General features: G+C 74.5%; 10 protein-coding genes. 5 read left to right on the top strand and 5 right to left on the bottom strand.

What is annotated here, in order from left to right:
* Positions 1-443 precede the first annotated feature (443 nt).
* Both AC2CJA_RS16100 and AC2CJA_RS16095 read right to left on the bottom strand, forming a co-directional pair.
* The gene (locus AC2CJA_RS16100) at positions 444-1,661 is read right to left on the bottom strand and encodes an LCP family protein (protein ID WP_484603397.1); all 1,218 of its coding nucleotides are present in this window, start codon (positions 1,659-1,661) and stop codon (positions 444-446) included.
* Positions 1,662-1,835: 174 nt separating this feature from the next.
* The gene (locus AC2CJA_RS16095) at positions 1,836-2,627 is read right to left on the bottom strand and encodes a TIGR03089 family protein (RefSeq protein WP_484603396.1); all 792 of its coding nucleotides are present in this window, start codon (positions 2,625-2,627) and stop codon (positions 1,836-1,838) included.
* 137 nt (positions 2,628-2,764) lie between these two features.
* On the opposite strand from AC2CJA_RS16095, the gene AC2CJA_RS16090 reads away from it, so the two are divergent.
* The 3 genes from AC2CJA_RS16090 to AC2CJA_RS16080 all read left to right on the top strand — a co-directional run bounded on the left by AC2CJA_RS16090 (position 2,765) and on the right by AC2CJA_RS16080 (position 6,281).
* The gene (locus AC2CJA_RS16090; protein ID WP_484603395.1) at positions 2,765-4,135 is read left to right on the top strand and encodes a peptidoglycan recognition protein family protein; all 1,371 of its coding nucleotides are present in this window, start codon (positions 2,765-2,767) and stop codon (positions 4,133-4,135) included.
* 99 nt (positions 4,136-4,234) lie between these two features.
* Positions 4,235-5,317 carry a mannose-1-phosphate guanylyltransferase gene (manB, locus tag AC2CJA_RS16085; protein ID WP_484603394.1) on the top strand — a complete coding sequence of 361 codons (1,083 nt, stop codon included), beginning with the start codon at positions 4,235-4,237 and terminating at the stop codon, positions 5,315-5,317.
* A 16-nt stretch (positions 5,318-5,333) separates the two neighbouring features.
* Positions 5,334-6,281 carry a DNA-3-methyladenine glycosylase family protein gene (locus tag AC2CJA_RS16080; RefSeq protein WP_484603393.1) on the top strand — a complete coding sequence of 316 codons (948 nt, stop codon included), beginning with the start codon at positions 5,334-5,336 and terminating at the stop codon, positions 6,279-6,281.
* Between the two features lie 55 nt (positions 6,282-6,336).
* Here the strand turns inward: AC2CJA_RS16080 and AC2CJA_RS16075 are convergent, their stop codons facing one another.
* From AC2CJA_RS16075 to AC2CJA_RS16065, 3 genes are read right to left on the bottom strand one after another with little or no spacing between them, the layout of a single operon-like run.
* The gene (locus AC2CJA_RS16075; protein ID WP_484603392.1) at positions 6,337-7,683 is read right to left on the bottom strand and encodes a coenzyme F420-0:L-glutamate ligase; all 1,347 of its coding nucleotides are present in this window, start codon (positions 7,681-7,683) and stop codon (positions 6,337-6,339) included.
* Positions 7,680-8,642: a 2-phospho-L-lactate transferase gene (cofD, locus tag AC2CJA_RS16070; RefSeq protein ID WP_484603391.1), complete on the bottom strand. Its 963-nt coding sequence runs from the start codon at positions 8,640-8,642 to the stop codon at positions 7,680-7,682. Before cofD ends, AC2CJA_RS16075 begins: the two co-directional genes overlap by 4 nt.
* Before the next feature lie 44 nt (positions 8,643-8,686).
* Positions 8,687-9,208 (bottom strand): cysteine dioxygenase, encoded by a 522-nt coding sequence (locus AC2CJA_RS16065; RefSeq protein WP_484603390.1) that lies wholly within the window; start codon positions 9,206-9,208, stop codon positions 8,687-8,689.
* Positions 9,209-10,024: 816 nt separating this feature from the next.
* Here AC2CJA_RS16065 and AC2CJA_RS16060 point away from each other — a divergent pair.
* Together AC2CJA_RS16060 and AC2CJA_RS16055 are read left to right on the top strand one after the other, a co-directional pair.
* Positions 10,025-10,288, top strand: a complete 264-nt coding sequence (locus tag AC2CJA_RS16060) for a WhiB family transcriptional regulator (RefSeq protein WP_003950432.1) — start codon at positions 10,025-10,027, stop codon at positions 10,286-10,288.
* A gap of 352 nt (positions 10,289-10,640) precedes the next feature.
* The coding region (locus AC2CJA_RS16055; protein ID WP_484603389.1) for a glycosyltransferase family 2 protein at positions 10,641-13,056 on the top strand (2,416 nt) is incomplete at its 3' end.

Genomic DNA, 13,056 nt, shown 5'->3' with positions numbered 1-13,056 from the left:
GCACCTCGCCGTGCGGCGGGGCCTGCCGGCGTGCGGCGCGGGGTGCGCCCACCCCGGCCGGCGGGGCCTGCCGGGGAGGGGGGGACGGTCGCGCAGCGGGGGCCGGCGGTCGCAGTTTGTAGTCGCCCGTCTCCGGATCGAACACCCACTGGTCCGCGGGGTCGATGTCACCCGCCCGCCCACGGTTTTGCGCGTCCACGGTCGCCTGAGTCCTCCGTCGTGCCACGCAGCGCCTTCCCTGTCAGGCATCAAGGCGCTCGGTCGGTCTCCAGCGGTGCGCAGCGTTCATGGGGGCGAGCGCACCGGATTGCTCACACTATCTGCCGCAGCCCGGTGTCAAGCACCCCCGCAGGCGGGTTACTTTCTTCCTGAAGCGGGCATTCCATTCCAATTCCCTGAGCGGTGCTCTGTGCTGTTTCTCTCGCGTTCCGAGGCATTCGCGCTCATCCGCACAGGCTCCCCGCCGTGCCGTCGGCGGACTTCCCGGCGGACGGCGAGCCGGTGGGCGAACCGTTCGGCCCCGGCGCCCGGCCCCCGGTGTCCGACGCGGGGACCCCGGCACCGGCGGACGGTCCGGCGGAGGGGGAGCCGGAGGAGCGCCGCCCTTCCTCCGGCACCGGCCGGTCCTCGCGCAGCGCCTCGAACAGCAGGTCCGCGTCCGGCTGCACCAGCTCGTCGCGGTTGGGGTTGTAGGTGTACGGCCGCCGGGGCGCGGTCATGAACCGCACCTGATCCTCGGGTATGCCGCGGACGCCGCTGATCAGGTCGTACAGCTCGGGCAGGGAGTCCAGCCCGGGATCGGCCGTGAGCGACGACGTCACCGCGTCCAGCACCCGGTAGAGCTCGGCCGGATCGGTCAGGAGCCCGTCGTCGCGCACCTGGCTCAGCATGGTGGCCAGGAACTCCTGCTGCCGCTCCATCCGCTGGGTGTCGCTGCCGTCGCCGATGCCCTTGCGGGCGCGTACGTAGCCGAGGGCCTGCTCGCCGTCGAGCCGCTGGGGCCCGGCATCCAGGACGAGGTGCGCCTCGGGGTCGTCCACGGGCTCGGCCAGGCACACCTCGACGCCGCCGACCGCGTCCACCAGCTTCTCGAAGCCGGTGAAGTCCACGACCAGGTGGTGGTCCACGCGGATCCCGGTCAGGTTCTCCACGGTGCGGATCGTGCAGGCCGCCCCGCCCATCTCGTAGGCCCAGTTGAACTGCGCGAACAGTGGCCCGGAGGACGTGCCGTCAGGCCCGGGGCACTCGGGTATGTCCACCATCAGGTCACGCGGTACGGACACCCCGGTGGCGCTGGAGCGGTCGGCGGACAGGTGGAGCAGGATCGTGGTGTCGGAGCGCTGGGTGCCGCTGTCCCGCCCGTACCTGCCGTTGTCGCCGCTGCGGTCGTCGGAGCCGATGAGCAGGATGTTCTTCGCCTCGTGCACGACCGCGGCGGGGCGATCCCGGTCGAAGCGCCGCAACTGCTCGACGGCCTCCGTGTCGGTGCGGATGTTGCCGTCGAGTCTGTCGTAGAGGAACCAGGCCACGCCGCCCGCCGCGAGTACGGCGAGCGACGCGCCCAGCGCGGCCCGGCGCAGCCACCGGCGGCGTGGCCGGGGCGATGAGTGGGGGAGGCCGTTCTGCTGCGCGTCCTCGGGTTCGGTCACGTAAGTGTTCATCCCTCAGCGGTCGGCGGCGATTGCGCGCACAGCCGTGCGGTCGCCGGTCTTCTGTACAGACACACGGGAGGGGCCGGTGGTTGTACCGGAGGCGGGAGAAAACCTCCGCGTGACCGGAGACGGCGGGGATGTGTTCGGTTGTGGGGCGGGTGCCGGGACCGCCCGGCGGTGGGGTCAGTCGGCCGTGTGGGTGATGCGCTCGCTCCGCCCGCGCTCCTCCAGTCTCGTTGCGTCCAGGCGGTCCGGATGGCGGCAGAGCACGACCGAGCCCCCGGCGGCCAGCGGGGCGAACAGGCCTGCGGACAGCCCCTCCCAGGTGCCGTACGGCAGTCCCGACAGCAGGCGTGAGCCGGGGCCGAGTCCGCGCGCCCCGGCGTCGGCGCGGGCGCGTTCGACGACCTGCGCCCCGGTCAGCTCCTCGCCGCCGACGACCAGTGCGGGCGCGTCCGGGTCGACGGGGGAGAAGGGGGCGAAGTGGTCGCCCTGGCCCGGCACCTCGACGGCGTAGTCGGTGAAGCCCTCGGGCGGCCGGGGGAAGCGGCCGCCCAGGGGGCGCAGGCTGAGCGCGATGCGCTCGCCGGTGCAGGCGCGGGCCGCCTCCAGGGTGTCCGGGCCGCTGACGACGAGGTCGGCGGACGCGGCGAGGGAGGAGGCCGAGTCCGTTCCGGCCGTGCCCGCGGCGCCGGCGGGCAGTTCGGCGACGACTCCGGTGGAGGAGCAGGCCAGCAGCCAGACCGCGGTCTGCCAGTGGGCGGGCAGCAGCAGAGCGAGCCGGTCGCCGGGCTCGGCGGACAGCTCGCCCTGCAGGAGGTTGGCGGTCTTCGCCACCCAATTGGCGAGGGTGGCGGCGGAGAGTTCGACGCGCTCGCCGGTGGCGTCGTCGTAGAAGGTCACCAGCGGGCGGGCGGCGTCCGCGGTGAGCGCGGATCGCAGCAGGTCGGCAGGGGTGCGATCGGTAGTGTTCATCGGCGCCAGGGTACGCGGGCCACCGCCGTGAGGCGCCGGAACGGGGGCGCCCGCGGTACCCGGTGAGGGCGACTCAGGGCGACCGGGCGTCAGCTCCCCGTTAGACACCGGTATCCCCTGTGTCCAATATCAGATTTATGCGTGCATTCATTGCGTCATCGATCGGCGTCGCGTGCGCGCCGGCCGCCCCGCTGCCGCTGACCGTGCCCGGCGGCCTGGCGAACAGCGTCTCCGCGGCCCCCGCGCCCGCTTCCGGGTCCGTGGCGGCGCCCCGGCTGCCGGGCAGCACCCAGTCGCTGCCGCTCGTGCCCCTGACCCCGCCGCCCACGACCACCCCGCCCGGCTCGCCCGAGTCGGTGTCCCTCGGTCTTCCGGCCCGAGAGGTCGAGCCCTTCGCGCTGCTCGGCGTGGTCTGGGACGACCCGGAGGAGGAACCGCACGGCCGGATCCAGGTGCGCACCAAGTCCACCGCCACCGGCGAATGGTCGTCCTGGCGGGATCTGGAGACCCACGCGGACCGGCCCGACCCCGAATCGGCCGAGTCCCGCGAGGACGAGGTACGCGGAGCCACGGCACCGCTGTGGGTCGGTGACTCCAACGGCGTACAGGCCCGGGTCCTGCCGGAGGAGGGCGCTTCCGGGGTGCACCGGCTGCCGGAGGGACTGCGCCTGGACCTGGTCCACCCCGGCGACGACCCTCCCGCCGGGTCCGGTGAGGAAGATCCCGCGGGCGAGGCGAACTCCGCGCTCGCTCCGGCCGGAGCTCTGGAGATCCCGGCCCTGGACCGGCGGGAGACCGGTGAGGACCTGCTCGCGGTGCGAGCCCCCGGCCGGACCGAGCAGGCAGAACAGGACGAGCAGGCAGAGCAGGACGAACAGAGCGGGCAGTCGGGGGCCGGGGCCGAAGCCCCCGTCGGCCCCCGGCCCGGCATCGTCACCCGCAGGGGTTGGGGGGCCGACGAGCGGCTGCGCGGACCGTTCCTCTACACCAGGACGGCCAAGGTGGCCTTCGTCCACCACACGGCGATGAGCAACGACTACTCGTGCGGCCAGTCCGCCGCCATCATCCGGGGCATCTACCGCTACCACGTCCAGAGCAACGGCTGGCGGGACGTCGGCTACAACTTCTTCGTCGACAAGTGCGGGAAGATCTACGAGGGCCGCGCCGGCGGCGTGGCCAACCCGGTGATGGGCGCCCACACCTACGGCTTCAACCACGACAGCACCGGCATCGCCGTCCTCGGTTCGTACAACAGCACCAACCCCTCCACGGCCGCGGTGAACGCCGTCTCCAAGCTCGTCGCCTGGAAACTGGGCCTGCACGGCGTCGACCCGCGCGGCACCGCCGCCATGACGTCCGGCGGCGGCAAGTACCCCAAGGGCACAACGGTCGGGCTCCGTACCGTCTCCGGGCACCGGGACGGCTATGTCACCGGCTGCCCGGGCGACCGGCTCTACTCCAGGCTGGGCACCATCCGGGCCACCGCGGCACGGCTGCAGGGCAGGTAGCGCCGGGACCGCGCCGCCGCGCCGGGGACCGTGCCGACCGGGCCGCCTACACTGACCCGGCCACCAGGCACGGTCCCCAGCAGGAAGCAGAGAAGACCGGTGACAGAAGCGATCCTCCTCGTCGGGGGCAGGGGAACCCGGCTGCGGCCGCTGACGGTCCACACCCCCAAACCCATGGTCCCGGCGGCGGGAGTCCCCTTCCTCACCCACCAGTTGGCCCGTGCCCGCGCGGCCGGTGTCGAGCACGTCGTGCTCGCCACCTCCTACCTCGCCGAGGTCTTCGAGCCGTACTTCGGAGACGGCTCGGACCTGGGACTCCATCTGGAGTACGTCACCGAGGAGGAGCCACTGGGCACCGGCGGGGCCATCCGCAACGTCGCCTCCCGGCTCCACTGCGGCCCCGGCGATCCGGTGCTGGTCTTCAACGGCGACATCCTCACCGGCCTCGACATCCGCGCCCTGGTGGAGACCCACACCTCCTCCGGCGCCGACGTCTCCCTCCATCTGACGAAGGTCGCGGACCCGCGCGCCTTCGGCCTGGTCCCCACCGACGCCGACGGCAGGGTCACCGCCTTCCTGGAGAAGCCGCAGACCCCCGAGGAGATCGTCACCGACCAGATCAACGCGGGCGCGTACGTCTTCGGCCGGTCCGTGATCGACGCCATCCCCGCCGGACGTCCGGTCTCCGTCGAGCGCGAGACCTTCCCCGGGCTGCTCGCCGAAGGCGCCCACCTGCAGGGCATGGTCGACTCCACCTACTGGCTCGACCTGGGCACCCCGCAGGCATTCGTCCGCGGCTCGGCCGACCTGGTCCTCGGTCACGCCCCCTCCCCGGCCGTGCCCGGCCGCCGTGGTGAGCGGCTGGTACTGGACGGCGCGGAGGTGGCCCCCGGCGCCAAGCTGACCGGCGGTACGGCGGTCGGCGCGGGCGCGGTGATCGCGGAGGGGGCCCGGGTGCACGGCAGCACGGTGCTGGACGGCGCGGTCGTCGGGCCGGGTGCCGTCGTGTGCGACTCGCTCGTCGGTGCGGGGGCGCGCATAGGGGCGCGTACGGTGTTGGAGGGCGCGGTCATCGGGGACGGCGCGGTCGTCGGCGAGGACAACGAGCTGCGCGACGGCATCCGGATCTGGTGCGGCGCCCGGCTGGAGGCGGGCTCGGTCCGCTTCTCCTCCGACCGCTGACCCGGAACGCCGAACCGTGACCGAACCCGACTCCGCCCCCGCCGTGCGCCGCTGGGCTCCGCCGCAGCCGTTCGGGCCCCACGATCTGCGCCGTAACCTGCGGGTGCTCCAACGAGGCCCGTACGACCCCGCCTACCGGGCGGCCGGCGGCGCGGTCTGGCGGGCCACCCGCACCCCCCTGGGCCCGGCCACGCTGCGCGTCGCACCGGACGCGGGCGCGGGCGAGGTGGTGGCCGAGGCGTGGGGGCCGGGCGCCGAGTGGATCCTCGACCGCCTTCCGGCGCTGCTCGGCGCGGACGACGACCCGTCGGCCCTCGTCCCCCGCCACCGGCTCGTGGCCGAGGCGCACCGCCGTCACCCCGGACTGCGGCTGGTACGCACCGGGCTGGTGCTGGAGTCGCTGATCCCCTCGGTCCTGGAGCAGAAGGTCACCACGGACGAGGCGTACCGCGCCTGGCGGCTGCTGCTGCGCCGCTACGGAGAGCCCGCGCCGGGCCCCGCCGGCCGGCTGCCGGAGCACATGTACGTGATGCCCGGGCCGCGCGCCTGGGCGCTGATCCCCTCCTGGGAGTGGCACCGGGCCGGGGTGGACAACAAGCGCTCCTCGGCGATCCTGCGCGCGGTGGCGCGCGCCCGGCGCATGGAGGAGGCCGCGCGCATGGACCCGGTCGCGGCGGTGACCCGTCTGACGGCGATCCCCGGCATCGGCCCGTGGACGGCGGCCGAGACCCTCCAGCGCGTCAGCGGGGCGGCGGACGCCGTGACGGTCGGCGACCTGCACCTGCCGGGGATCGTGGTCCACGCCCTCACCGGCGCTCGCGGCGGTGACGACGCGCGGATGCTGGAACTGCTCGCCCCCTACGCGGGCCAGCGCCACCGCGCCACACGGCTGATCCTGGCCACCGGCCGCACCCCGCCCCGCCGTGCGCCGCGCTTCCCGCGCGGCGACATCGCACGCCTGTGACCGCTTCCGTCCCCGTGCCCCCGGCCGTGCCCTCGACCCCGTTCGGCACCGCGCGTCACCGGACGACGGTGAAGTCCTCCGCCGGCCGCGGCGGGCGCGCCTTCGGAGGGACGGCGGCCCGGCCCACGGCCACCGCGCCCATCGGGTCCCAGTCGCCGGGCAGGTCCAGCGCCTCGCGCACCACGCCGCGGCAGAACATGGTGGACGACACCCATGCCGACCCCAGTCCCTCGCCCGCCAGGGCGACCAGCAGATTCTGCACCCCGGCCCCGGCCGCGACCACGAACATCTCCCGCTCGGCGGCCGAGCGCCGCGCGTCCGGGTAGTCGTGCGCACCCTCGGTCACCAGGCAGGGCACCACCAGGTACGGCGCGTTCCGCAGTACCTCCCCGCGCCGGATCCGCTTCGCGACGCTCTCCTCGTTCTTCCCGTCGGCGCGCAGATCGGCGATCCACGCCTCCCGCATGGCGTCCAGCAGCCGGGTGCGCGAGGCGGCCGACTCCAGCAGGACGAAGCGCCACGGCGCCGTGTGGTGCGGCGCCGGGGCCGTGACCGCCGCGGCCACCGCCCGCCGCACCGCCGCGCCGTCCACCGGCTCGCCGGTGAACTCCCGCACGGTGCGCCGCAGCGTCACCGCCTCGCGTACGGCCTCGGACACACCCAGGCGGAACATGTCGTCGGCCGCCGCGCGGACCAGTGCCCGCGCCCCGGTCTCCCCGCTCTCCTCCTCGGGGGAGTCCCACAGCACGTGCTGCGGCAGGCCCCGCACCACCGCGACCGGCAGCCCGTCGGCCTTGCCCTTCACCAGCTCCCCGGCCCCGGCCAGTTCGTCGCCGACGGCCGTGACCGTCACACCCAGCGGGTTGCCGTACATGTCGGTGCCGCCGCGCAGGTCCTCGAGGACCCGGACACCGGCGGCGCCGATCGCGACATCGGTCTGACCCACGCGCCACGGCCGCCCGAAGGTGTCGGTGACCACGATCCCGACCGTCACGCCCAGCAGGTCCCGCAGGCCCTCGCGGATCCGGCGCGCGGAGGCGTCCGGGTCCTCGGGCAGCAGCAGCACCGTCCCGGCGGGGGTGTTGGAGGCGTCCACCCCGGCAGCCGCCATCACGAAGCCGTGCCGGCTCTCGACGATCCGCGCGGGCCCGCGCCGGGCGACCACCCGCACGGTCTCGGCGTCGATCGCGGCCTCCCGGTCGGCGGCCTCGACGACCCGCCCCTCGGCCTTGCTGACGATCTTCGACGTCACCACCAGCACGTCGCCGTCGGCCAGGCCGGGCAGGCCCGGGGCGGTGGCCGCGTCCGCGATCAGCTTCACCAGGTCGTCGCCGGGCCGCACCTCGGGCATCCCGGGCAGCGCCCACACCCGGTACGCCGGGAGCGCGTCCGCGCCGGTCACACCCGCACCTCCTCGGCGAGACCGAGCGCCTCGCGCGCCATCCGGGCGGTGGCCCCGACATCCGTCATCAGCAGCGGAACGGCCCGGCAGCGGATGCCCGCCGCCTCGACTCCGGCCACGGCGCCGGAGTCCGCGGTGTCCACCAGCCAGCCGTCCAGCAGCCCGGACCCGTAGTGCTCGGCCACCGCCGCGGCCGTGGTCTCCACACCGATGGCGGCCAGCATCCTGTCGGCCATCCCGCGCACCGGGGCGCCCCCGATGACGGGGGACAGGCCCACCACCGGCACCCCGGCGTCGGCGATCGCCTCGCGGATGCCGGGCACGGCCAGGATGGTGCCGATGCTGACCACGGGATTGGACGGCGGGAAGAGGACCACGTCCGCCTCCGAGAGGGCCTCCAGCACGCCCGGGGCCGGCTTGGCCTGCTCGGCGCCCACCGGGATCACCGCCTGCGCGGGCACCGACGCCCGCAGCCGCACCCAGTACTCCTGGAAGTGGACGGCCTTGCGGCCGCCGTCCTCGGCCTCGATCACCACATGGGTCTCGACCCGGTCGTCTGTCATCGGCAGCAGTCTCACCCCCGGACGCCAGCGCGCGCACAGTGCCTCGGTGACGGCGCTGAGCGGATAACCGGCGCCGGTCATCTGGGTGCGGACGATGTGGGTGGCGAAGTCGCGGTCGCCCAGCCCGAACCAGTCGGGTCCGACACCGTACGCCGCCAGTTCCTCCTTCACGGTGAAGGTCTCGTCCGCGCGGCCCCAGCCCTGCTCCTCGTGGATGCCGCCCCCCAGGGTGTACATCACCGTGTCGAGGTCCGGGCAGACCTTGAGACCGAAGAGGTGGATGTCGTCGCCGGTGTTGCCGACGACCGTGATCTCGGCGTCGGGTGCGGCCTCCCTCAGTCCACGCAGGAAGCGGGCACCACCGATGCCCCCGGCCAGAACCACAATGCGCTGCATACGGACAGTCTCTCAGCCCGGAGCCGCCCCGCAGAGACGGGGCGTCAGCCCGGCAGCGGGCTGCGGGACGCGTCCGCGCCCCGCTCCGCCGGGGCGCACGAGACGGCGTGCGGGGAGTGCACCGGCATCTCGGTGAGGCCGGGGAAGTACACGTGCAGGCTGACGGCGGGCTCGAGGGCGTCGTTGACGACCTCGTGGACGTAGCCGGGCGCGAAGACCCGCTGCGCGCCGGCGCCCAGCGTGCGCTCCCCGCACGCGGTCCGCTCGGTCAGTTCGCCGTCCAGGACGGTGAGGACTCCGGAGGAGGGGCCGTGGCCGTGCGGTCCGCTGCCCTGGCCCGGCACCCAGCTCAGCAGCCAGACCTCGTAGCCGGGACCGGTGCGCAGCCGGTGGTACCAGCGGGTGGCGGCGTCGTACCGGACGAGCGGGGCCCATGAGGCGCGGTCGGCGGTGATCGTACGGGCCAGGCCGGCGAAACCGGCGACGGTGGAGGGGTGTGCGGGGACGGGCGGCAGGAGGTGGGGGACGGCGAGCGGGTCGCCGGCGATCTCGACATCGCTGTTCACGGTGGAGGGTTCCTCTGGGGCGCGGTCGGAGCGGGGAGGGGCGGAGCCCGGGGGAGGCCCGGGGCCGGTGAGGGAGACGGGCGAGGCGGAAGGCGGGTGACCGGGGCGGAGGGGTGCTTCCGCGTCACCGGCCGCCGGCGGTCCCGGCCGTCCCGGCCGTCCCGGCGACTCGGTGCGCCTCGGGAACGCCGGAGCCCGGAAGGGCTCGGAGCCTGGGGGACCGTCAGAGCCCGGGGGACCTCAAAACCTCGGCCCAGGACCTCAGCGACGGCAACAGCGACAGCGGACCCGGGCAGCGCGAAGGGCCCCGCGGTGGCGGGCCGGGCTGAACGAGCGGGTCGCGAGCATGAGACCAAGGAGAACGGGTACTTCGTCTCGCTGTCAACCGGCCGTCAGCCGGACGGCTCGTTTGACAGGCGTGTTTCACCACTTCCGGTCACCGGGGTCGGCGAAAGGTTTATGCGCGCCGGGAGCGGACAAGTGGCGCAACGTCCGCACGCACAAACGCCGTTGCGGATCTGTGATCAGAGTGTGATCGGGATCGCTTGGGGAGCGCGGAGGGCAACGCGGCCGGGTTCGGGTGTGTCCTCCCGGGCGGGAGGTTCGGTTGGGCGAGATGTCCGATCCGCCTGTCATGGTTTGTGATGATTTAAACACTTAACGCAAGAGCTTGGTTCCGCAGAGTGAATAACGGGCCCAATAGCAGATCCCGGCTTGACTCGCGTGGATGTACACACTTGTAATTTCACTCGTGTCGTTCGGCCGGGATCGATAACGACAGCATCACGGGGACGTAAAGACAGACGAGGGGCGCGCATGACCGAGCTGTTCGAACAACTGCTGGTCGAAGAGGCGGATGAGGAACTCGGCTGGCAGGAGCGCGCTTTGTGCGCCCAGACCGACCCCGAGTCCTTCTTCCCGGAGAAGGGCGGTTCCACCAGAGAGGCCAAGAAGGTCTGCCTCGCCTGCGAGGTCCGCTCCGAGTGCCTCGAGTACGCCCTCGCCAACGACGAGCGCTTCGGCATCTGGGGCGGCCTGTCGGAACGTGAGCGCCGCCGCCTGAAGAAGGCGGCCGTCTGACGGGCCGGCACCGCCCGTCCCCGCCCTCCCGGCGACCGTCCGTACGACGTCCCGGCCGTGCGGCCGCCTGACGAAGCGGCAGAAGGGCCGGCGGACGAAACGGCAGCAGGACACCGCACGGACCACAGAGCACCCGGTCCGCCCCCGCGCACCGCGCGGGGGCGGACCGCTGCGCGGACGACCGGTATCCGGGACCCCGGACGCCGGGACGCGTCCAGCCATTAGTGTGGGGAGCCGTCCACGACGCGGCCGCCGAGCGCACGGCACCCGCGTCCAGCACACTTCCAGCAGTCCGACGCAGCAGCCTTCCGGGGGGCGACCCCCGGACCCCGGCCGGAGGGCCCCTACCCCGATGTCCGTGCACAGCCACCCGGCGGCCCAGTACGAGGCGGCCACAGCAGCGTTCGCCTCCCCACGGCCCGAGGCCGACCCCGGCGGGCCGCCGGAGTTCCCCAGGCACGTCGTCACCGCCGTGCTCGTCTCCCACGACGGCGAGCGCTGGCTGCCCGATGTCCTGGCCGGGATCACCGGCCAGGAGCGGCCGGTGCAGGACGTGATCGCCGCCGACACCGGCAGCGCCGACGACTCCGCGCGCCTGGTCGCCGAGGCGATCGGCCCCGACCGCGTACTGCACCTCGCCCGCCGCACCGGCTTCGGCGCGGCGGTCGGCGAGGCGGCCCGCACCGCGCCCGTCCTCGGCCCCGACGACCTGCCCTACCTGAGGCGGCCCAGCGGCTGGGACCCGGTCACCCGGACCTGGCGCGACGACGCCTACGACATGCCCGAACTGCCCCACGGCGAACCCGTCCGGTGGCTGTGGCTGCTGCACGACGACTGCGCGCCCGCGCCGGACGCCCTCGCCGAGCTGCTCCGCGTCGCCGACGCCGACGAGACGGCCGCCGTCGTCGGCCCCAAGCTGCGCAGCTGGTACAACCGCCGGCAGTTGCTGGAGGTCGGCGTCTCCATCGCCGACAGCGGCCGCCGCTGGACCGGCCTGGACCGCCGGGAGCAGGACCAGGGCCAGTACGACCAGGTGCGGCAGGTGCTGTCCGTCTCCACCGCCGGCATGCTCATACGGCGTGATGTCTTCGAGCGGCTCGGCGGCTTCGACCGCTACCTGCCGCTGATGCGCGACGACGTGGACCTGTGCTGGCGGGCCCAGGCCGCCGGGCACCGGGTGCTCGTCGCGCCCGACGCCGTCGTCCGGCACGCCGAGGCGTCCTCCCGGGAGAGACGGCCCATCGACTGCGCCGGGCGCTCGGTCGCCGATCCGCACCGCGTGGACAAGGCTGGCGCGGTCTACACGCTGCTCGCCAACACCCCGGGGAAGAAGCTGCCCTGGGTCATGCTGCGGCTGGCCGTCGGCACCCTGTTGAGGATGCTCGCCTACCTGGTCGGCAAGGTGCCCGGGCAGGCGCTCGACGAGTTCAGGGGGCTCATGGGCACCCTCCTGCGCCCCGAGCGCATCCTCGCCGCCCGGCGCAGACGCGGCAGACCCGCGGTCGCGCACTCGGAGCTGCGCCCCCTCTTCCCGCCTCCGGGCGCGACCGTACGCGCCACCGTCGAGCAGGTGGCGGGCAGCCTCGCCCGGCGCTCCGATCCCGACGCCTCCTCCGGCGCGCGGCACGGCGCCGTCGAGACCGGGCCCGGCGACGACGACGCCGACTTCCTGGAGGTCGAGCAGTTCGCCCGGCTGAAGCGGATCGCCCGCAAGCCGGGGCCCGTGCTCTTCGCCGTGCTCCTCCTCGCCTCCCTGGCCGCCTGCCGCGACCTGCTGGCGGGCGGGGCGCTGGCGGGCGGCGCGCTGCTGCCCGCGCCCGGCTCCGCCGCCGACCTGTGGTCGCGCCACCTGGAGGTCTGGCAGCCGGTCGGCACCGGCGTCGCCGAGTCCGCACCGCCGTACCTGGCGGTCCTCGCCACCCTCGCCACCGTCTTCCTCGGCAGCACCGGGTTCACCCTCACCCTGCTGCTGGTCTGTTCGGTGCCGCTGGCCGGGCTCACCGCCTACTTCGCCTCCCGGCCGCTGGTCGGCTCCCGGCTGCTGCGCGCCTGGGGCGCGGTCGCCTACGCCTTCCTGCCCGCCGTCACCGGCGCCCTGGCCGGCGGCCGGCTCGGCACCGCCGTGCTCGCGATCGTCCTGCCGCTGATGGCCCGGGCCGCCGTGGCGGCCTCGGGGCTGCGGCAGACCGGGGACGGCCGGCCCGGCTGGCGCCCCGTGTGGGCCCTGGCGCTGCTGCTCACCCTCACCACCGCCTTCACTCCCGTCGTCTGGCCGGTCGCCGCCGTGCTCACGCTGGCCGTGGTGGCCCTGCGGGTGCGGCAGCGCGCCCACACCGGGGCGTACGCGGTCCGCGCCGCCGTGCTGCTGGCGGTGCCGATGGCGATCCTGGCACCGTGGTCGGTGGGACTGCTCACCGACCCCTCGGCCTTCCTGCGCGAGGCGGGACTGCCGTACGGCGAGGGCAGCGCCACCGCCACCGGCCTGCTGACCCTCGACCCCGGCGGGCCCGGGACGGTGGGCGGGATGCTCTTCGCCGGGGTGGTGCTCGCCGCCCTCGCCGCGCTGCTGCGCTCCGAGCGGCGCACCGCGATCCTGGCCGCCTGGACCACCGCCCTGACCGGCCTGCTCTTCGCCGCGCTCACCGGCGACTCCGGCTGGGCCGGACCCGCCACCCTCGTCCACGGCCTCGGCCTGCTGGCCGCGGCCGTGCTCGGCGCGGAGGGCGCCCGCGGCCGGGTCGCGGCCCAGAGCTTCGGCTGGCGCCAGC

The organism is Streptomyces sp. ATLC9 (assembly GCF_057196705.1).
The sequence above is the reverse complement of the archived record's forward strand: the minus strand, read 5'-3'. Positions and strand labels throughout refer to the sequence as shown.

Coding starts and splice junctions, on each gene's coding strand:
- cofD (WP_484603391.1), bottom strand. CDS start 8,642: ATGCAGCGCATTGTGGTTCTGGCCGGGGGCATCGGTGGTGCCCGCTTC.
- AC2CJA_RS16060 (WP_003950432.1), top strand. CDS start 10,025: ATGACCGAGCTGTTCGAACAACTGCTGGTCGAAGAGGCGGATGAGGAA.
- AC2CJA_RS16095 (WP_484603396.1), bottom strand. CDS start 2,627: ATGAACACTACCGATCGCACCCCTGCCGACCTGCTGCGATCCGCGCTC.
- AC2CJA_RS16100 (WP_484603397.1), bottom strand. CDS start 1,661: ATGAACACTTACGTGACCGAACCCGAGGACGCGCAGCAGAACGGCCTC.
- AC2CJA_RS16090 (WP_484603395.1), top strand. CDS start 2,765: ATGCGTGCATTCATTGCGTCATCGATCGGCGTCGCGTGCGCGCCGGCC.